General features: G+C 45.2%; 23 protein-coding genes. 8 read left to right on the forward strand and 15 right to left on the reverse strand.

From position 1 onward, the window contains the following. Nucleotides 1-58: 58 nt before the first annotated feature. The 6 genes from BLQ44_RS10280 to BLQ44_RS10305 all read right to left on the reverse strand — a co-directional run bounded on the left by BLQ44_RS10280 (nucleotide 59) and on the right by BLQ44_RS10305 (nucleotide 4429). Complete coding sequence (locus BLQ44_RS10280; RefSeq protein WP_093193812.1) at nucleotides 59-472, reverse strand: Fur family transcriptional regulator; 414 nt, start codon at nucleotides 470-472, stop codon at nucleotides 59-61. Beyond that, the gene (locus BLQ44_RS10285) at nucleotides 469-1326 is read right to left on the reverse strand and encodes a metal ABC transporter permease (protein ID WP_093193813.1); all 858 of its coding nucleotides are present in this window, start codon (nucleotides 1324-1326) and stop codon (nucleotides 469-471) included. Before BLQ44_RS10285 ends, BLQ44_RS10280 begins: the two co-directional genes overlap by 4 nt. After that, nucleotides 1323-2096 carry a metal ABC transporter ATP-binding protein gene (locus BLQ44_RS10290; RefSeq protein WP_093193814.1) on the reverse strand — a complete coding sequence of 258 codons (774 nt, stop codon included), beginning with the start codon at nucleotides 2094-2096 and terminating at the stop codon, nucleotides 1323-1325. The genes BLQ44_RS10285 and BLQ44_RS10290 overlap by 4 nt, the downstream gene beginning before the upstream one ends. A gap of 114 nt (nucleotides 2097-2210) precedes the next feature. Continuing rightward, nucleotides 2211-2903, reverse strand: coding sequence for an amino acid ABC transporter permease (locus BLQ44_RS10295; protein WP_093193815.1), 693 nt, complete (start codon nucleotides 2901-2903; stop codon nucleotides 2211-2213). Nucleotides 2904-2915: 12 nt separating this feature from the next. Continuing rightward, the gene (locus tag BLQ44_RS10300) at nucleotides 2916-3797 is read right to left on the reverse strand and encodes a transporter substrate-binding domain-containing protein (RefSeq protein WP_093193816.1); all 882 of its coding nucleotides are present in this window, start codon (nucleotides 3795-3797) and stop codon (nucleotides 2916-2918) included. Between the two features lie 164 nt (nucleotides 3798-3961). After that, entirely contained in the window at nucleotides 3962-4429 is a 468-nt protein-coding gene (locus BLQ44_RS10305; protein WP_093193817.1) for a low molecular weight protein-tyrosine-phosphatase, read from the reverse strand. 138 nt (nucleotides 4430-4567) lie between these two features. On the opposite strand from BLQ44_RS10305, the gene BLQ44_RS10310 reads away from it, so the two are divergent. Further along, nucleotides 4568-5911, forward strand: a complete 1344-nt coding sequence (locus tag BLQ44_RS10310) for an alanine/glycine:cation symporter family protein (protein WP_093193818.1) — start codon at nucleotides 4568-4570, stop codon at nucleotides 5909-5911. Between the two features lie 458 nt (nucleotides 5912-6369). On the opposite strand, the gene BLQ44_RS10315 is transcribed toward BLQ44_RS10310, so the two are convergent. From BLQ44_RS10315 to BLQ44_RS10325, 3 genes are all read right to left on the reverse strand, one after another. Beyond that, complete coding sequence (locus tag BLQ44_RS10315) at nucleotides 6370-8217, reverse strand: CAP domain-containing protein (RefSeq protein WP_093193819.1); 1848 nt, start codon at nucleotides 8215-8217, stop codon at nucleotides 6370-6372. A 135-nt stretch (nucleotides 8218-8352) separates the two neighbouring features. After that, nucleotides 8353-8718, reverse strand: coding sequence for a DnaJ family domain-containing protein (locus BLQ44_RS10320; RefSeq protein WP_093193820.1), 366 nt, complete (start codon nucleotides 8716-8718; stop codon nucleotides 8353-8355). A 16-nt stretch (nucleotides 8719-8734) separates the two neighbouring features. Beyond that, entirely contained in the window at nucleotides 8735-9478 is a 744-nt protein-coding gene (locus BLQ44_RS10325; RefSeq protein ID WP_093193821.1) for a YkgJ family cysteine cluster protein, read from the reverse strand. A 136-nt stretch (nucleotides 9479-9614) separates the two neighbouring features. Between BLQ44_RS10325 and mreBH the strand changes: the two genes are divergently transcribed. From mreBH to BLQ44_RS10355, 6 genes are all read left to right on the forward strand, one after another. Beyond that, nucleotides 9615-10622 (forward strand): rod-share determining protein MreBH, encoded by a 1008-nt coding sequence (mreBH, locus tag BLQ44_RS10330; RefSeq protein WP_093193822.1) that lies wholly within the window; start codon nucleotides 9615-9617, stop codon nucleotides 10620-10622. A gap of 200 nt (nucleotides 10623-10822) precedes the next feature. Continuing rightward, on the forward strand, nucleotides 10823-11101 hold the full coding sequence (locus tag BLQ44_RS10335) for an AbrB/MazE/SpoVT family DNA-binding domain-containing protein (protein WP_093193823.1): 279 nt from the start codon (nucleotides 10823-10825) through the stop codon (nucleotides 11099-11101). A gap of 12 nt (nucleotides 11102-11113) precedes the next feature. Further along, nucleotides 11114-11413 (forward strand): hypothetical protein, encoded by a 300-nt coding sequence (locus BLQ44_RS10340; protein ID WP_093193824.1) that lies wholly within the window; start codon nucleotides 11114-11116, stop codon nucleotides 11411-11413. Nucleotides 11414-11449: 36 nt separating this feature from the next. Then, nucleotides 11450-12367: a ketopantoate reductase family protein gene (locus BLQ44_RS10345; protein ID WP_093193825.1), complete on the forward strand. Its 918-nt coding sequence runs from the start codon at nucleotides 11450-11452 to the stop codon at nucleotides 12365-12367. 150 nt (nucleotides 12368-12517) lie between these two features. After that, nucleotides 12518-13168 carry a hypothetical protein gene (locus BLQ44_RS10350; protein ID WP_093193826.1) on the forward strand — a complete coding sequence of 217 codons (651 nt, stop codon included), beginning with the start codon at nucleotides 12518-12520 and terminating at the stop codon, nucleotides 13166-13168. A gap of 188 nt (nucleotides 13169-13356) precedes the next feature. Continuing rightward, nucleotides 13357-13740 (forward strand): hypothetical protein, encoded by a 384-nt coding sequence (locus BLQ44_RS10355; protein WP_093193827.1) that lies wholly within the window; start codon nucleotides 13357-13359, stop codon nucleotides 13738-13740. 74 nt (nucleotides 13741-13814) lie between these two features. Here BLQ44_RS10355 and BLQ44_RS16795 read toward each other — a convergent pair whose 3' ends face one another. Then, complete coding sequence (locus tag BLQ44_RS16795; RefSeq protein ID WP_281241407.1) at nucleotides 13815-13940, reverse strand: hypothetical protein; 126 nt, start codon at nucleotides 13938-13940, stop codon at nucleotides 13815-13817. 68 nt (nucleotides 13941-14008) lie between these two features. Continuing rightward, a complete protein-coding gene (locus tag BLQ44_RS10360; protein ID WP_093193828.1) occupies nucleotides 14009-14467 on the reverse strand; it encodes a DUF2188 domain-containing protein in 459 nt (152 codons plus the stop codon). Nucleotides 14468-14594: 127 nt separating this feature from the next. Here BLQ44_RS10360 and BLQ44_RS10365 point away from each other — a divergent pair, with 127 nt between their 5' ends. Further along, nucleotides 14595-15203, forward strand: a complete 609-nt coding sequence (locus BLQ44_RS10365) for a spore coat protein (RefSeq protein WP_093193829.1) — start codon at nucleotides 14595-14597, stop codon at nucleotides 15201-15203. A gap of 56 nt (nucleotides 15204-15259) precedes the next feature. On the opposite strand, the gene BLQ44_RS10370 is transcribed toward BLQ44_RS10365, so the two are convergent. From BLQ44_RS10370 to BLQ44_RS10385, 4 genes are read right to left on the reverse strand one after another with little or no spacing between them, the layout of a single operon-like run. Then, nucleotides 15260-16234 carry a quinone oxidoreductase family protein gene (locus BLQ44_RS10370; RefSeq protein WP_093193830.1) on the reverse strand — a complete coding sequence of 325 codons (975 nt, stop codon included), beginning with the start codon at nucleotides 16232-16234 and terminating at the stop codon, nucleotides 15260-15262. Nucleotides 16235-16237: 3 nt separating this feature from the next. Continuing rightward, a complete protein-coding gene (locus BLQ44_RS10375; RefSeq protein ID WP_407690373.1) occupies nucleotides 16238-17308 on the reverse strand; it encodes a phosphotransferase family protein in 1071 nt (356 codons plus the stop codon). A 5-nt stretch (nucleotides 17309-17313) separates the two neighbouring features. After that, on the reverse strand, nucleotides 17314-17724 hold the full coding sequence (locus BLQ44_RS10380) for an acyl-CoA thioesterase (RefSeq protein ID WP_093193832.1): 411 nt from the start codon (nucleotides 17722-17724) through the stop codon (nucleotides 17314-17316). Nucleotides 17725-17729: 5 nt separating this feature from the next. After that, on the reverse strand, nucleotides 17730-18296 hold the full coding sequence (locus BLQ44_RS10385; protein ID WP_093193833.1) for a TetR/AcrR family transcriptional regulator: 567 nt from the start codon (nucleotides 18294-18296) through the stop codon (nucleotides 17730-17732). Nucleotides 18297-18302 lie beyond the last annotated feature (6 nt).

Genomic DNA, 18302 nt, shown 5'->3' on the forward strand with positions numbered 1-18302 from the left:
TTAATCGTAATTATTACTATTCCCTGTGAAAAGCCATGCCTGCGATTCCTCGCAGGCATCAGCCACATTGAGGGCATTTCCCGTATATTTCGAATTTATGATTTTCCACTTCATAGCCTCTCAAATCCTCTTTCAATCCTTCCATCGGACAGAATTCGATCAACTTGGTTTTACCACAGTCCGTACAGATGAAATGGTGATGGTGATGATTAGTTCCGCAGCTCAAACGGAAATGCTTCTCTCCTTCAAGCTCGGTAGCCTCGAGAACTTTTTCTTCGGAGAGCAGATACAGATTTCGATAGACGGTATCAAAACTGACACTCGGAAACTCTTCCTGCATCTCTTTCAGAATTTTCTTAGCTGGTACGTACTGATCATAAGCAGCGAATATTTCAATTATCCGCTCCCGCTGTTTCGTCTTCTTATATCCCTTTTCCTTCAACTGTTGCAATGCACGGTCTTTCGTATTCATGATGTTTCTCCTTTCCACCATTCTTCGGAACGAAGTCTTCGGTACAAAATACTCAATAGCAATATTACAACAGCAGACATGACAATCGTACCTCCAGGAGGAACGTCCAATTGATAAGCGCTGAACAACCCTGTAACAACCGCGACCTCCCCGAACAATACGGATAACCCGATTGTCTGCTTGAAACTTACGGACATTCGGAGAGCCGCTGCAACGGGTAGCGTCATCAATGCAGATACGAGAAGAATCCCGACGACCTGCATCGCAGAAGCGATTACGAGCGCTACCATCACGATGAATAGAAAATGAATCGTTTTGGCATTCACACCAGCGATGGTTGCATGCTCCTCATCAAAAGAAAGCACGAAAAGCTCTTTATAGAAAAGCATGACGATCAGAACCACAAGTGTTGTAATAATGACTACAACCCACACGTTATCCCTGCTTACGGCTGTGACACTTCCAAATAAGTAACTGAATAAATCCGTATTGAACCCATCAGCCAAAGAGATCAGAATGACGCCCAATCCGATACCGCCGGATAACATGATCGGAATGGCCAATTCTTCATAATGCTTGTATACTTTCCTCAGCTTTTCGATGAATACTGCTCCTATCACGGAAAAAGCCATCCCCATGTACATAGGGTTCCAGTCGTTCACCGCACTTACACGTTTCTCAATCAACAAGCTTGCAGCAATACCGGTCAGCGTAATATGAGACAAGGCATCCGCAATCAGCGAAAGCCGCCGAACCACAATAAAAACCCCGAGTAAAGGGGCTACAAGGCCGATCAATAAACCGGTGATCACCGCGTTCTGTAAAAATTCGTATTCGAACAATGCGTCTATCATGAATGCGTCACCTCATGGTTATGGGAGAGCTGATGAATCGAATGACCATACATCTCACTCATTTCTTCATCCGTCATATCGTGATAATCCTCAGAAGAACCATGGAAATGAACAGATTTATTCATACAGGCCACGTGCGTCGCATGGCTCGTAATCGTACCGATGTCATGGGTGACCATCAAAAGGGTCAAATCCCGTTCCCTGTTCAACTTGCCTAACAAGTCGTAGAAAGCGGTCACGTGCTCGCTGTCCACCCCTACCGTCGGCTCATCCAGTATGATGAGGGACGGATCACTCACAAGAGCACGAGCGATAAACACACGTTGCTGCTGACCCCCGGACAATTCTCCGATGGAGTAATGGGCGTATTCCTCCATCTCCACTTCTTTGAGAGCTTCATACACTTTCTCTTTATGCTTCTGATTGAAAAGCTGGAATATACTCATACGGGAAACGAGGCCGGAACGCACCACTTCATACACAGTAGCCGGAAAGCCGGAATTGAAGCTGTTCGCTTTTTGGGAGACGAACCCGATTTCCTGCCACATATTGAATTTCTTCACTGATTTCCCAAAGAGACGTATATGTCCTTTGTTCGGCTTCTCAAGACCCAGCATCAGTTTGATCAGCGTGGATTTCCCGGATCCGTTCGGGCCGACAAGTCCGAGAAACTGTCCTTTATGAATGGCAAGGTTCACATGTTCAACCACCCATTCCTTATCGTATTTGAAGGCTACATCCTCAAGCTCGATCAGCGGTTCCTGAACCATGGATTTCCCTCCTTTTCTATCTTTCATTTATTAAATAAGAATGATTACGATTTAGATTATATAGCAGCTTCACAAAAAAGTAAAGAAAAAACGCCACCGTGGGCACGGTGACGTCTAGATGTAGCGGTTGTACCGCTTCTCCAGATAGTTCTGGAAAAGCGAGAATATCAGCGTCAATCCCCAATACACAAGGGCCGCCGTAATATACATAGTCATCGAATCGACCGTTCTTCCCGCCGCCATCTGTGCTTTGTTCAAGATCTCAGGCACCGTAATCATCGCAGCAAGAGATGTCGCTTTCAACAGGTCGAGGAACACATTAGCCAAAGGCGGAATCGCTATACGCGTAGCCTGTGGAACGATGATTCGCTGCAACGTTTTCCAGTAGGAGAAACCGAGGGCCTGAGAAGATTCCCACTGCCCCTCGTCCACACTACTTAATGAAGAACGGATGATTTCAGCGACATAGGCAGCGCTATTCGTACCAAACCCAAGAATCGCAGCAGAGACAGCGTTGATTTCTATCCCGACTGCGGGAAAACCGAAATAAATGACGAACAAATATACCAGAATGGGCGTTCCGCGCATGAAGGAGATATAAAATCTTGCAGGGAGCTGCAACCATAGCATATTCGAGGACCTTGCCAACGCGAGGAAGAACCCGAGCACGAGACCCAGAATCATGCCGGCCAGGGCCACGAGCACCGTGTAAGGGACACCCTCGAGAATCAAAGGCAAGTTCTCTATGGAACGCTCCAGATTGAACATCTTTCCCGGTTCAAATTCATCTATTTCTATGCCTATCATCAGACTCTCTCCCTATAGGTCAAGTTCGTCCATAGAAGGGATGTCTTCCTCCGGAGGCTGGGAGACATCCGCGTTGTAGAACTTCTCCGATAGTTCTTTCAATGTACCGTCTTCTCTCATTTCATTCATAGCTTCGTCGACTTTCTGCTTCAATTCTTCCGCGTCTTTAGGAAGAACAACTGCGACTTCTGCTTCATTGAACTTGATATCAGGATGGATCTGTACATCGATATCAGGAAGTGCTTCTACAGCAAGCTTTTGAAGATAGTAGTCGTTGATGATGAAATCCGTACGACCGTTTTCCACATCTCTAAGGTACACATCATTCGTTACGTTGTTGTATGTTTTGAGTTCAGCACCGAGCTCCTCAGCAAGCTGAGAGTGTGTCGTCGTAGCTCCGCCGCCGTGGACTTTTCCGGGAATATCTTCGAACGTTTCAATTCCTGACATGTCTTCTTCACGGACGATGATCGAGGTGAACGAGTACTTATACGGTTCACTGAAAGCGAAGTCCCTTTTTCTTTCTTCCGTGATTTCGAAATCGTTCGCTACCATATCCACTCTTCCGTTCTTGAGAGCAGGAAGCATACCGTCCACACCGATCTCTTCGAATGAAATATCGATATCAAGACGTTCTCCGATTTCTCTCATCACTTCCACATCGTACCCCGTAAGTTCATCAGAACCTTCAGGATAGTAGGTAGCTGCAATCAATGTACCGGAAGTAGCAACGGTAGCTCCTTCTTCCTGCAACTCTTCGAATAGGGACTGTTCTTCTTCAGCGTCCCCATCATTATTTTCTGCGTTATCAGAACTTCCTTCTTCACTCGTTCCGCAAGCGGAAAGCAGAAGAACGAAAGCGATCGTCAAAAATGCCAAAAGACTTCTTTTCATCTGTCTACACACCTTTCTAGTTTTTTACTTTCACTACTATAGCAAGATACTGTATCAACAATCAATCACACAGTTTGCATTTTTTCATTTTTTTCGACAATAATACGTCTGCGCTTATCTCTTCACTGTACCCACTAAAAAAAGACAGGAAGAACCTGTCTTTCTTAAAGGGTATGTTCCCTTTTTATTGCTTCGAGCAGACGTTCACACCCTTCACGAACAAGACTGTACGTTTCATCGAAATTCCCCGTGAAATAAGGATCGGGCACTTCACTTTTAGGAGCATCCGGCACATAATCCATCAATTTCTGTACTACCACACCATCTTTTTCTCTGATCGAATGTATATCTCTCACGTTGTTATTGTCCATCGCAATGAGATAATCGAAATCCTCCCAGTCCTCTTCCTTGATTTGTCTGGCAGTGATCCCTTCCGTACTTACTTCATTCTTTTCCAGAATGTCCCGCGTCCCTTTATGAGGAGGGGAACCGATATGCCAGTGCCCTACACCAGCAGAGTCGACCTCAATCTTCTCCTCTAACCCTTCCTGTGCAAGTTTACTTCGAAAAATGGCTTCAGCCATCGGAGATCTACAAATGTTACCTAAACAAACGAATAAAACACGAATCACGATATATCACTCTCCTCTTAACCATCAATTATAACGAAAATGCCATGTATGTTCATCTTTTACCCAAAAAGCCTTGACTTTTCATTGAATTTTCGAAATATTTAGTATGTAAGCATTTTCCTTAAGGAGGGAGTACATATGTCGTTGAACGATTTTTTAAGCACGTTAAGTGGATGGGTATGGGGATGGCCTCTGCTCGTTCTACTTGTGGGGACAGGGGTCTACCTGACACTGCGTTTAAGCTTTCTGCAGTTCCGAACTCTTCCCTACGCTCTTAAGCTCGCATTCAAACCGAGTACCCAGCAGAAAGGTGAAAAAGGGGATATCTCCCACTACCAGGCATTGACCACAGCACTGGCAGCAACCATTGGTACGGGTAACATCGCCGGGGTAGCTACAGCTGTCGTTCTTGGTGGCCCGGGAGCTGTCTTTTGGATGTGGATCACCGCGGTATTCGGAATGGCGACGAAATACGCAGAGGCGATTCTGGCCGTCAAATACCGGGTGGAAAACAAAAACGGGGAAATGTCCGGAGGTCCGATGTATTATCTGGAAAGAGGCCTCGGCCAAAAATGGCTGGGTGTTCTTTTCGCATTTTTTGGAGCGATTGCAGCTTTTGGTATCGGGAACATGGTTCAGGCGAACTCTGTGTCTGACGCTATGGCAGAAACGTTCAGCGTTCCGACCTGGATTACAGGAGTTCTTCTTCTCGTCTTTGCCGGTCTCGTACTTCTTGGAGGTATTAAGAGTATCGGTCGAGTCACTGCATTTTTCGTGCCGATTATGGCCGTCTTTTACATCATTGGAGCACTAATTATCATTATTACAAACTTTGAACTTGTCGGTCCCGCTTTCGGTACGATTTTCACAGATGCCTTCACCGCTAATGCTGTGGGTGGCGGGCTCTTAGGTACAGCTATCCGCTACGGGGTAGCACGTGGTGTTTTCTCGAACGAAGCCGGGCTCGGTTCTGCCCCTATTGCTGCCGCGGCGGCTCGTACAGATTATCCAGGACGCCAGGCACTTGTATCTATGACTCAGGTTCTTATTGATACCATCATTGTATGTACCATGACCGGTCTTACTATCGTAATGGCGGATCAGTACGGAGGTGGAGCTGATGGTGCAGCATTGACTACCGAATCCTTCAGTTTATTCCTCGGAGATATCGGCGGCTACATCGTCACGATCGGATTGATTTTCTTCGCCTTCTCCACCATCGTCGGCTGGTCGTATTACGGAGAGAAATGCTTCGGCTACCTTACGAATGATAGAGGCCTTGGTATTTACAAAGCGGTCTTCGTTCTGTTTGTATTCATCGGGGCAGTCATCGAGCTGAGTACCGTATGGACATTTGCAGACGTCATGAACGGGCTCATGGCCTTCCCTAACCTTATCGGCCTTCTCCTTCTCTCAGGCGTCGTAGCTTCGGAAACCAAACGATTCCTGAAAGTCGCAAAAGAAGAACGCCGCTCTGCGTAATGGAAATGTGGAGAAGTCCGTTTAGAAGTTCTAACATAAGCGGACGGCTCTGGCTTCGATTGTTTTTTATCGAAACAGAGGTGGCCGCTTATGTTATGGACTTCTGGACTTCGCAGCTGAACAATGGAAAGGCGGAGCCATCCCGCTTAGAAGGTCTGAGCTAAGCAGACCTATCAGACAAAAAGTGCTCTTTCTTTTTTCTGATTGGGCTGCTTGGATCACGGGCTTCTGGATGGCACAGCTAGACATGAAAAGCGGAGAAGAACGTTTAGAAGTTCAAGGATAAGCAGTCGAGCTTTTGCTTCGAGTGACTTTTCTCGAAACAAGGTTGGCTGCTTATCCTTCGGCCTTCTGTTCTTCGCAGCTAGACACGAAAGGCGGAGCCATCCCGCTTAGAAAATGAATAAGCAAGAAAAAAGCAGCTTCTGTAAAAAACAGAAGCTGCTTTTTCTGATAAATTATTCGACAGTAAAAGCCATACGCAACCCATCCTCCATCATCTGGTTCGTAGCAGCTTCCATCGGTTCAATGATAAGAAGGTAATCTCCATCTTCGTAATCACTGGTCGGAGAGACAACCGCTTCTTTCTGGGATTCACCTTTCCATCCAACAGAAACATCAATTTCTTGACCTGATTCATCAATGACGTAAATATAGCGGTTAATATTATCCACTTCTTTCATGGATTGATTGAAAGCTATCGTCCACTCTTTATTAGCAGAAGCCACTTTTTCGGCTGAACTCCAGTCAGAAAAGTTGCTCCACAACGCTTCTCTTTCCACTTCTTTTTCCTGTGGACTGAATTCCGTTACGACCCATGGACTATCATACTGATAAGAGAGATCCTGGTCATTGCGAATAGTAAGATCATATACCTTCGTCTCCTCAAAAAGAGGGCTGGTGACTGTCATCTGGTAGTTCCCGGTTTCAAGCTTGCTGGAGGTCGTTTGACTCCCTGCCTCTTTTCTCATGAATTCTTCTCCGTCTTTCGTTAGAACGATTTCTGCATCAGGATCTACACCTGAATCCCATTCTTCCTTCAAAAACGTCGTTCCATTCTGTTCTTCGAAATGGACCGAGCGGATAGACAAGGAAGATGCAGTCGTGAACGACCATGACCGTGAAACATCTACAGACTCCGTCTCACTATAGGAGACCGATGCATCTACATCCACTTCATAGGTCATTCCAGGGGTCAAGGGCTCCTTCGGAATAAGAAAGGCATGCGTTTTGTTCCCTTCTTCCTCCATAGATGGGAGAACATCATACACTGGTACCCTCTCCCCTTTTTCATTTTTAAGAGTTGCCTGTGCCACTTGAAGTTCATCCTGCGGCGAACCGAAGTATCCGAAGCTTATAGGATACCCCGTCCACACAGCGTCCTTATTATAGAATCTCAATGGATTCGGAACTTCAAAGGCATACCAGGATAACTTCACATCCTGTTGATTGTCGGAAGGATAAACGACGGTTTCAGGACTTTGAATAACTCCGGAACCTCCGTAGTTCGCTACGAAATCACCGGATTCGTTGTATCCTGTCCCTATTTGTGAAAAACGCGGATCGATTAGACTCATGCGATGATAAGGAGCGTCAAAAAGGCGGTGGATAGCGTCTTTGGAATTCTCCTCCTGGAATGCGATTCCTTCCCCGATAAAGCCGGAATAATTGAAATACTTAGCCCGGTCCCCTACCTGATAACCGGTGAACCAGTCACTCTCCGGATTCCGTTGTGTATGTCCATCTTCCGAGTGTTCCTCTAAATAATTAGAATGTCCTTGCGCGATTTGCTGCAATTTATCGTTCGAAGATAAGAGTGGCAGGGATAGATCATCTCTGTAACTATTGATCGTTGTGACCGCTTCACTCTGTATGCGGTTCAGCTTTTCCGTGTCCGCTCCTTCTAATGGGCGAACAGGTGACTCATCAATAGAGAAAGACCACGACCATTCCTCGACTTTTCCGCCGCTATGCAATTCCACTCTGACGTGATTGTCTCCGGTCAACTCCCCGGCCTGGTATGTCAATTTATCCGTAGCAGGGTTATAGGATGCTTCCACTTCTTCTCCGTTCAGAAACATCTTTAAAAGAAAGGACTCTCCACTATTTGCATTTACAGAAATGTAGTAAGTAATATATGGATTCGTCTTCGTTATCAAACCCTGGGGTGTACCACCTTCACGGTAATATTCCCATTGGAGCCCGGTGTCGTCCTTCTCCATCACCTGGAGATTATCCTCTGCGCTTACTGGAGTTATTAAGAAAAATGTCCATAAAATGAATAAGGCCATGATCGTTCGTTTCATGCTGTCTCTCTCCTTTTGTCTATCTATTATACACGAATATTACAGAAGTATTACAATTACGTATAATTTTGTTTACCCTTCCTATCACTCATTTAACCTAAAAAAATACAACAGTGACAAATCACTGTTGTATTTCTAGAATTTCTTCGCTATTGATCCTTTATAATGACCGTACACCCGGGACCCGGACATTTTTCTCTTTTCCATAAGCATTTGGAACCGGAGACGCTTCTCCGTAAGTTTCTGTTCGGTATTGTTTTTTTCTTCCGGGTCTGTAATGTTCTCCAGTAACTCTTCCAGTTCCACGACTTCCTTCTTTACTTGCATCTCTTCAGGAAGCATGCCTGCATTCTTCAGTACACGGTAGCTGTTTCTCAATTCATCAGGAACGTGGGCGAATTCGTCTTTAGGGAGCGGTTCCCCTTTCCCAGGTAAATCATCGAAATCTCCATCTCTGACCGCTTTCTTAATTTTCTCTTCAATAATATGATCGAGGCTCATCCCTCTCCTCCTTCATTCACGTGACCATTTCTCCCTGCCTATATTTCTGAATCCAACCAGGCAGATAATCATAATTCCAGGCATCCATAGGATAATCGACCGGTAACTCTTCCCCGTTTTCATAGAGAGCCTGCAAAAGTTCGTTCATCGACTGGAAATAGAAATTATAAAGAAAATCATAGCTGAACGTTTCCTTAGGCATGTGTTCCGTAGCACAAACAGTAGGATCTGAGTAATTTACATAGGTTCGACAAGGGACCGGCCGTACTTCATAGGCCATGCACAGCTGATTCTCTTCATCCAGCATAGGACAGGGAAGATTCAGCTTCTTGTATTTCAGTTTCATATCCGGATCGTCTGGATCAATCTCTAATGCTGTGTCTATTTTTCGTGAAAATTTATCATAATACGCTTCCCAATGTTGAAAAATGTTCTCCTTTCTTTCCGGAGACATATGCTCGATGGAACGGAAGAACAGTTTCGCTTCCATCTTGCTGACGCGGATAGGAAAATAACAGCAAAAGGCACATCCCATGAAACAATTCGGTTTCATATCGAGGAAAGTGTCTATGTCTCCCATCGTCCGGTCCACGCTTCCGAGAAGTCTCTCGAACCCTTCGAGCACTACAGTGTCTGTATCTTTTTCACTGTTCAAGAGTTCGTCTACGATATCTTCAAATATAGATATATCGAGTTCGTAGGACGCATTCAATTGTTCACTTTTCTTCAGGATGTCATCATACGTCAAATAGCTGGACATCATCTCTCACTCCCGTCCTCATCTCTTTCCATTAATAATAAAAGAAAATGTCGTCAATTTCCATCGTCACCCCCATAAATAAATGGTGCTATCAGAATAGTTTTAGGAGAATCTATCATCAATGGAGTGACGTCACATGTTAGCCAATGAAGAAATCGGGATCGATCTCGGTACAGCAAATATACTTATCTATTCGAAATCGAAAGGAATGCTTTTGAACGAGCCTTCCGTCGTAGCTTACAACACAGATACGAAGTCAGTGATAGCCGTCGGAGAAGAAGCGAAACAAATGGTAGGAAAGACTCCCAGAAATGTCATACCTGTGCGACCATTGAAAGACGGAGTCATCGCCGACTTCGATATGACTTCCCAGATGCTCAAAGCTTTGCTTAAGAAAGCAGGGAAATCTTCCGGCCTTACTATACGAAAGCCCACCGTCGTGGTATGTACCCCATCAGGCTCTACATCCGTGGAAAGACGTGCCATCGAAAACGCAGTGAAAAGCTACGGAGCAAAACAGGTTCATTTGATTGAAGAACCGATCGCTGCAGCGATCGGCGCGGACCTCCCTGTCGACGAACCGCTCGCGAACGTCGTCGTCGACATTGGTGGAGGAACGAGCGAAGTGGCCATCATATCGTTCGGTGGTGTCGTATCAAGCAACTCTATTCGTGCCGGAGGAGATCTCATCGACGAAGAAATCGTCACCTATGTACGAAAACACTACAATGTGTTGATCGGGGTACGCACGGCCGAACTGATCAAAATGGAAATCGGATACGCTCCTGTGGATCACGAAGAAAAAACGATGGAAGTACGGGGACGGGACATGGTAACAGGACTGCCAAAACCGATTCATTTATCCTCTACAGAAATACAGGAAGCGCTGAAGGAGATTCTGGCCCAGCTTCTCGAAACGATCCGTACCACGCTTGAAAGCTGCCCTCCTGAACTGAGTGGAGATATCGTCGATCGCGGTATCGTACTGACCGGAGGCGGATCACTTCTGAACGGCGTGCAGGAGTGGCTATCCAGTGAAATCGACGTACCTGTTCACATGGCTCCTAACCCATTGGAATCGGTAGCGATCGGAACCGGACGCTCTCTGAAAATGATCAAAAAGCTGCAAAAAGCGAACAAATAGTACAGCTCCCTTCCACTTGGTAAACATTCCTATAATAGAAGCGGCGAACACCCTCTTATTCATTTGAGTAAGAGGGTGTTCTTTTCTTTTAAAGAAATATCCGTTTCCTGTATCGAAAATTGTTTAATAACCTTCCTTAACAGGAATTAGGGGTAAAGAATGAAGCAGTATAGCACAGTATAGGTAAAGGAGCGTCTTTTATGAAGAGTACAGGCATCGTAAGAAAAGTGGATCACCTGGGACGTATCGTAGTCCCCAAAGAATTGAGAAGATCATTGGATATCAGTGAAAATGACCCGATGGAAGTATTCGTCGATGGAGAAAGGGTCATTCTACAAAAATACCGCCCGGCCAAAGAATGTATTGTTACTGGCGAAATCGCTGATGAAAACAAAGAATACACGGGTGGAATCGTCTTGAGTGACAAAGGTGCCGACCAGCTTCTGAAAGAATTGCAGGAGGCACTTGATAAAAAATAAGGAGGTAAAACGATGAGTGCGACTACCCTTTTGAAATGGATTACAGGAATTTGTGAGGCGCTTCTTGCTATCCCTATAGCCGGAGGAGCATTTATTCTAAGTGGCGGCTGGCAACCACTGTTATTTATGTTCGTTTTTCATTTAATCGTTCTTATTATATCCATTAATCAAAAACAGTTCAGTTCCGGAAGTGTGGTAGGCATGATAGCGAACGCAGTAGGAATCATTCCGATCATTGGATGGATCATGCATACCATCACGGCTATCATACTTATTGTAGATGCCGGAATGTCGACAGCCAAAAAGGGATAAATAACTTGAGCAGTTACTAATCAAGGAGGGGTTTCTTTGAAGATAGTAGTAATGGGGGCCGGGGCTCTCGGTGCTTACTTCGGAGCGAGATGGCATGATGCCGGTCATGAAGTCATCAACCTCGTTCGTGAAGGTAGAGCGGAACAGTTGAGAACACATGGCCTCAAAATCAAAAGCAATGTGGAAGACACGGAATGGAAGGATCCAGCAGTCGTCGAAGATCCTTCCTCTATCGAAGATCCAGATTTGGTTGTTTTGGCAGTAAAGGGGTACCACCTCGAAGGAACCATTCCCTGGCTCAAGACTCTCGTCAAAAAAGGAGCCAAAGTACTGCCCTTGTTGAATGGAGTTGAACATTACGAAATTCTGGAGAAAGAGCTAGGGGAAGAAGCCGTCCTGGGTGGGCTCGCCTTCATTATTGCAACCCTGGATGATCAAGGACACGTCATTCACACCAGTGATTTTCATGACATTGTATTCGGCCCTCTGCACCCTTCCCAGGAGGCGATATGTGAGGAATTATCTGTCGCAAGCAACCAGGCTACCTTGAACAGCAGAATGAGCTCGGAAATCCTCGAGGAAATCTGGAAGAAATATATGTTCATCACTGCTTTTTCAGGTATTACCACAGCAATGAATACACCCATCGGGGAAATCCGCTCCTCTCCTCCTACCTTCCGTATCGCTAAACGGATGCTTGAAGACATGCAACGACTGAGTGTCACAAGAGGGGTGAAAATCGGTCAAAAAGAAGTGGACCAAGCCTTCAAACAGCTTCAGAACCTCGATGATCATATGACATCTTCTATGCATCAGGACAGAAGAAAAGGACTTCCACTTGAAGTTGAACACCTCCATGGCGGAGCGATACGTCTGGCTGAAGAAAAAAGTCTCACTCTCCCTTACATCGAAACGATTTATGGCATTTTGAAACCTCATGATGGGATGGAGTAAGAAAAGTGGAGTCACCCCGCTTAGAAACCTCAGTCAGCAGAGTGTTCAAACGAATATATCCCGTTTCCAAGCTGTCCACCTTCTCCGGGGGACAGCTATTTTTTTCTGGTCAGTAAGTGCTATAATGGGACTTCAGAGGAGGACAACAAGATGAATCGGTGGAAAAGAAGGCCAGGAAAAACTACATACGAAGTATTTATGGTCCTTCTTGCGGGCTTATCTGTCGCCACAATCTGGCAGGAAATGCAGTATGACAGCTTCATCGTTTGGGGAACATGGGCGATTTTCTTTCTCGATTTTCTCTATCGCCTTTTCAAAAGTGAATCCAAATGGGATTTCGTCAAAAAACATCCTTTCATCGTCATTGCTGCGATCCCGCTGGATGCTGTGTTCCAACTCGCCCGGGTGGCACGCATCCTCCACTTACTTCGATTGAAATCGATCACCAAGTACTATACCAAACCTTTCCTGCGATTTCTGAAACGTCAGCACTTGGGCTTTGTAGCAGGGTTCATGGGACTGTCCATCTTCCTTTTGATTATCCCGTTGACCTGGCTGGAAGAAGAACTCGACACCTATTCCGATGCTTTCGTAGGGGCTATTCTGTCTATTACATTTTTCGGAAGGACGAACTTCGACCCCGCCACTACAGGAGGACAAATTATTGTCGTCGTGTTCACCATTATGGGGGTTATCTTACATGGACTTATCATATCATCCGCCTTTGATTTTATCTCCTCCACTGCCCAGTTTCAAAAAGCGAAAGAAAAAATAACAAGTTTTATTAATAAAAAAATATAATTTTACGTTTTCAAATGAGTAAGAAGGGTAACATAGTACAGAAGGCGCTATTCGGAAAAGACTTCCCCCTACAATATTTTCGACAGAGCCTTCACGACTTCTTCCCTTTTCCTTTATCGATAGATAGAGGAAAGGGCTTTTCTATTTGTATGACCTTTTTGTATATACTTACGAAGGAGAGAGGAACAATGACCAACTATTTAAAGCAGATCGAGCCCGTGGACGTACGTTATCTCATTGACCTGAAAGAAGTGAAGGATATTGTTGCTGATATGCTGGGAGAGGGGAATTCTGTCGTTAGCATCCGCGTCTCCTATGATGAAACAGATGACGAAACAGGGGCAGAACTGATTCGTCCGATGGTCGAACTTGAAGAAATAAGTGGTCTGACCGAAGCGGATAGGCATGCTGTTTTATCGTCAGGTTTGAACCTGGATGCCCCCTTCGATAATGGAGATCAAGTATTCCGTACCATATTCGGGCCATCTCATGTTATAACAGCCGCTACAGAAGACGAAGATGGCTCGTTCTTCACCGTCGAAGTCCCGTATGAAGAGTACAGGAACCTATAATTCTCCCGCACATGCTCCTCTCACTTTTTCCATAAGATAAAAATCGGAAGCCCAGTCAGGAGCTTCCGATTTTTTTATGAATCATCGTCTTCGCTGTTTTCTTTGTTGCCTTTTGCATACTTGCCTTGACGACCATATTCTTTATTCTGTTCTTCTGTACGGTTCTCACCGCTCTTGCCTTGATTGTTTTTATCAGCCATGATGTTTCCCTCCTTTTAAAGTTTTGCACGTATTTTGTTTACCCTTGTTTTACTTAATTAAACATTTATTACTTATTATAGGATATATTTTCTTGGATACTTCCATCTTTCTTGTGGATAATAACATTCGTTCCTTTATTCCCTGCTATTTCTTTCGCCCTGTTTATAGCATCTTCTTTCTTTCTAAACACATCAGAAGGCTGCTTGGCATCTTGAGCTTTGACAGCCCATCCATCTTCATGTGAGATTACGTGCTCTCCTTTTTCCAGTAATTTCGGTCGATTATTCTGTGGATTCTCTTCATCTCTCGTACGAAGTTCCTCGTCCGTCATTTGCTTGACTTTGTTGATATCATTTTCAGAAGCGTTATCGTACCACTCTTTGGCTTGCTCGGTCGCTATCGGGATAGCCTGGTTCTCCGAATAACCTTCATCAAGCATGGCGTTCGCAATCGTAATCGCTTTCTTTTTTTCTGCAGTATCAAGATTCTTCAAAGAATCAGGGTAATCCTGAGTGTCCCAAGGCATACATAACCCTCTCCTTTTCTTCACTTTCTACTTATGTACCGCATCTTTCCATCTTTCAAACAAATTTTACATAATTTTTGAAAGAAAGGTCACACTGAAAATGAATACAAAATAGGGAGGAAATATTATGCACAACCAGTACCATTCGCAATCTGAAGAGAATAATCGTCAACCTGCCGGCCAATATGGTGGTCATGAAGTCTTCGATGCTCATGAAGTTCTCTCCGGAGTCATCGGAATTCTGGATCATTATAAGCTTTACGAGCAGCACGTTCAGGATCCTGAGTTGAAAACGATGATCAATCGTCAAAGTTCGTTTCTTCTGACGACATACAACACAATGGTCGAGACGTTCCATACCGGAAAACGCCCTTCCACACCGACATTGGTGTACAATATGACTCAAGAGAATAACGTTTCCCTCGGAATGACACCGGGTCAGCCGAAAACACCGGCCCAAAGCGTACAGGAATTGAATGACGAAAACATTTCAGGATTCATGCTCGGTCAGACGAAAGGGATCGCCTCTTCCTTGACGATGGCTGCTCTTGAAGTAACGAATCCTGTCCTACGTCGCGTTTTCGCCGACAGCGTTCCGAACATCATAGAAATGGGTTATGAGATCTTCCTTTATCAGAATAAACACAACTACTATCAGGTTGCTCAACTTACACACGAAGATATGAATGCTATGGTTCACAGTTATGATTCGACCGGGGGAAATCAGCCTCACTGATCCCTCCATTAAATAAGCCGGACAGAATCCCATCAAGGGTCTGTCCGGCTTTTTTATTAGGGTTTCATTACCAGTTTGCCCATCGTTTTTCTGTTCTCCAGATCTTCATGCACTTGCTGTGCATCTGAAAGCGCATATACGCCACCGATGTGAAGCGTCAGTCTCCCCTGATCCAGAAGAGTGAGCAGTTCTTTCAGGCTTTGTTGAACCAGTTCCGGCTTCTTCATGATCTGGGGCAGGAAGAAACCGATCACGGAAAGGTTCTTATTCATCAGAGCGGTAGCATTCAATTGAGGTGGTACGCCGCTGGCTGCTCCATACGTCAACACACGACCAAACGGGGCCATCGCCTTCACTGTTTCTGTAAATACGTCGCCGCCTGCCATCTCAAGTGCTACATCGATTCCTTTTCCACCGTTCTTCTCTATCACTTGCTCTCTCCAGTTTTCCTGGGTATAATCCACGCCTTCATCTGCTCCGAGCTTTTTAGCGAAATCAAGCTTTTCTTCCGAGCTCGCCGTTGCGATGACTTTTCCTGCCTGGAAATACTTGGCGAGTTGAACGGCAATCGTCCCTACACCACCGGCTGCTGCGTGAACCAGAATACTTTCTCCCGGTTCGAAACGTCCCATCGTCTTGATGAGATGATAGGCTGTCAATCCCTGCAGGGGAAGAGCTACTGCCTGTTCATCAGATACGCCTTCAGGAATCGGAATAAGGAACGAAGCAGAAGCTTTCACATACTCACTGTAGGCTCCGGATTCGACCAATGTAACAATACGGTCGCCCTTTTGTACGTTCTCTACTCCTGCCCCGATTTCTTTGACGACTCCGGCCACTTCAGCTCCGGGAACGAACGGCAACGGAGTCGGCACTACGTATGCCCCCCGGCGTCTTGCCGTATCGGCAAAATTCACACCTACTGCCTTCACTTCCAATAAGACTTCCCCTTCTTCCGGTTCAGGGGTATCGATATCCACTTCTTCGAGTACATCCGGTTCTCCATAATTCGAAAATTGTATAGCTTTCATTGATTATTCTCCTTTGCTCTTCATTTCAAGCCCTGCCTGAACAGAAGCCTGTTTGATAAGTCTATTCACAAAGTGGTTCATATGGCGAAAACGCGGATCGTCCGTCTGCCCCTTTTGATACCTGTAGTAGATCTGCTGAACGATTCCTGCTAACTTGAAATACGCGAAGGCGAGATAAAAATCCATATGACGAAGATCCCGTCCACTCTTTTCGGCATAACGCTCCATGAATTCTTTCCTCGTATAAAAGCCTTCCTCTGTTGTCAGAGGAGGTTTTCCGAGACCCTGTTTCAAATCTTCCGGGTCGTCAGCTTCAATCCAGTAACTCATTGCGGCCCCCACATCAGCAAGAGGATCTCCTACGGTAGTCATTTCCCAGTCAAAGAGTCCGATCATTCTATCCGGTTCATCTTTTGAAAACATCGCATTGTTCAATTTGTAATCATAATGGATGATCGTACTTTCTTCATTGTCCGGAATGTGATCGAGCAGCCATCTTTTCAGTTCTTTCCCTTCCTCTGAGTCCGGGGTGTGGGCTTTGTCGAACCTGCGTATCCAGCCTTCTACCTGTCTTCCCATGAATCCTTCCGGCTTAACCATGTTTTTGATAGGTGTTTTTGTATAATCGATATCATGTAATTCGACGAGTCGATCCACCATTTCCCGGGAAATATTTCGAGCCAATTCTACAGAAGGTGTCACGCCCTCCGGCCATTCTGTATCATAAACGACGCCATGCTTCCTTTCCATGATAAAGAACGGCTTCCCGAGGAGATCTCCGTTTTCAAAATCCATCGGTGCCGGTGCAAGAGGAAAGAAAGGGTGAACCGCATCTATCACTTTATATTCTCTTTCCATATCGTGTGCTTTTTGAGCAACAGGACCTTTAGGAGGGCGCCTCAGTACTGCTTCCCATTCTCCGGATTTCAATTCATAAGTAAGATTTGAGTGTCCGGCTCCGAATTGGCGAATATCGAAAGGCCCATCAGGATAACTTGGGAAATTCTGCTTCAGGTACTCTTCCAGTTTCTCCTTATCCAGTTCTTCTCCTTGTCTCACTTCACGTGTATCCACAGGATTCATCCTCCTTCTGTCGTAGTCAGCTCGTAGGAAGCGAGTCGATGTTTCATCCATTCAGGCATTTGTTCACTCTTCTGTGCGGTAAAATCGAATTGGACGACTACGGACTTTCCTTCTGCTACCAGATCTCCGCTTTCTTTCTCGTACATATTCTGTTGCAGATGAAAGCTCGAGTTTCCTATTTTCGTGACGAAACTTTTGATGGTAATCGACTGCCCGAAATACAACTGACGGATGAAATCGCACTGAACGGAGGCTACAACGAACTTCCACTCCCCGTCTCCCACCAGACTCAAGTCTTCAAAAAAATGTATCCGTGATTCCTCCATATAGACGAAATAATTATTATTGTTTACATGTCCTAACTGATCGGTCTCTGAAAACCTCACTTTGATTGAATGCTCATGCATGTTCGTCATCTCCTCTGTTCCATCCCCTGCAACAAAATGGTCGTATACATATCAGCTAATTGCTCTTCCGCAACCTCGCCATCCGGTTCATACCAGAAGTAGCTCCAGTTCGTGATTCCTAAAATCATATACGAAACCATATCTGCCCTGAGTTCTTTTCTGAATTCGCCTCTCTCGATTCCTTCCTGTACAAGTTCTTCGATATTTTGCTGAAACAAATCGCGTTTCTTTCTGACATAAGCCAATTTCTCTTCGCTCAGATGTCTCATTTCCCGGAAGAATATCATGGCACTGTTCACACTCGTCCGTATATTCCTGAGCATCATCGTCACAAGCGCATGTAACTTATCCCGGGCAGAAAAATCCCTCTCCATGATTCTTTTCTGCTGCTCCAGCAAATCGTCGATGAACTGTTCATGAATCTGCACAAGAATCTCTTCTTTGTTCTTGAAATAATAATAGAATGTTCCTTTCGTAAGCCCGAGCTGGTCCACGATATCCTGGATCGACGTTTCCTTGAATCCCCGTTGACCGAATAACGAAATACTTGTCTCAATAATTTTATGCTTCACGTGATG

The organism is Salimicrobium halophilum (genome assembly GCF_900100295.1).
In the GTDB taxonomy this organism is placed as follows: Bacteria; Bacillota; Bacilli; order Bacillales; family Halobacillaceae; genus Salimicrobium; species Salimicrobium halophilum.

Excerpts from the sequence above, each read along its gene's own strand:
- BLQ44_RS10365 (WP_093193829.1), top strand. The coding sequence starts at position 14,595 with ATGCACAACCAGTACCATTCGCAATCTGAAGAGAATAATCGTCAACCT.
- BLQ44_RS10315 (WP_093193819.1), bottom strand. The coding sequence starts at position 8,217 with ATGAAACGAACGATCATGGCCTTATTCATTTTATGGACATTTTTCTTA.
- BLQ44_RS10340 (WP_093193824.1), top strand. The coding sequence starts at position 11,114 with ATGAGTGCGACTACCCTTTTGAAATGGATTACAGGAATTTGTGAGGCG.
- BLQ44_RS10355 (WP_093193827.1), top strand. The coding sequence starts at position 13,357 with ATGACCAACTATTTAAAGCAGATCGAGCCCGTGGACGTACGTTATCTC.
- BLQ44_RS10310 (WP_093193818.1), top strand. The coding sequence starts at position 4,568 with ATGTCGTTGAACGATTTTTTAAGCACGTTAAGTGGATGGGTATGGGGA.
- BLQ44_RS10285 (WP_093193813.1), bottom strand. The coding sequence starts at position 1,326 with ATGATAGACGCATTGTTCGAATACGAATTTTTACAGAACGCGGTGATC.
- BLQ44_RS10380 (WP_093193832.1), bottom strand. The coding sequence starts at position 17,724 with ATGCATGAGCATTCAATCAAAGTGAGGTTTTCAGAGACCGATCAGTTA.
- BLQ44_RS10295 (WP_093193815.1), bottom strand. The coding sequence starts at position 2,903 with ATGATAGGCATAGAAATAGATGAATTTGAACCGGGAAAGATGTTCAAT.
- BLQ44_RS10325 (WP_093193821.1), bottom strand. The coding sequence starts at position 9,478 with ATGTCCAGCTATTTGACGTATGATGACATCCTGAAGAAAAGTGAACAA.
- BLQ44_RS10350 (WP_093193826.1), top strand. The coding sequence starts at position 12,518 with ATGAATCGGTGGAAAAGAAGGCCAGGAAAAACTACATACGAAGTATTT.
- BLQ44_RS10290 (WP_093193814.1), bottom strand. The coding sequence starts at position 2,096 with ATGGTTCAGGAACCGCTGATCGAGCTTGAGGATGTAGCCTTCAAATAC.
- BLQ44_RS10320 (WP_093193820.1), bottom strand. The coding sequence starts at position 8,718 with ATGAGCCTCGATCATATTATTGAAGAGAAAATTAAGAAAGCGGTCAGA.
- mreBH (WP_093193822.1), top strand. The coding sequence starts at position 9,615 with ATGTTAGCCAATGAAGAAATCGGGATCGATCTCGGTACAGCAAATATA.
- BLQ44_RS10370 (WP_093193830.1), bottom strand. The coding sequence starts at position 16,234 with ATGAAAGCTATACAATTTTCGAATTATGGAGAACCGGATGTACTCGAA.
- BLQ44_RS10300 (WP_093193816.1), bottom strand. The coding sequence starts at position 3,797 with ATGAAAAGAAGTCTTTTGGCATTTTTGACGATCGCTTTCGTTCTTCTG.
- BLQ44_RS10280 (WP_093193812.1), bottom strand. The coding sequence starts at position 472 with ATGAATACGAAAGACCGTGCATTGCAACAGTTGAAGGAAAAGGGATAT.
- BLQ44_RS16795 (WP_281241407.1), bottom strand. The coding sequence starts at position 13,940 with ATGGCTGATAAAAACAATCAAGGCAAGAGCGGTGAGAACCGTACAGAA.
- BLQ44_RS10335 (WP_093193823.1), top strand. The coding sequence starts at position 10,823 with ATGAAGAGTACAGGCATCGTAAGAAAAGTGGATCACCTGGGACGTATC.
- BLQ44_RS10360 (WP_093193828.1), bottom strand. The coding sequence starts at position 14,467 with ATGCCTTGGGACACTCAGGATTACCCTGATTCTTTGAAGAATCTTGAT.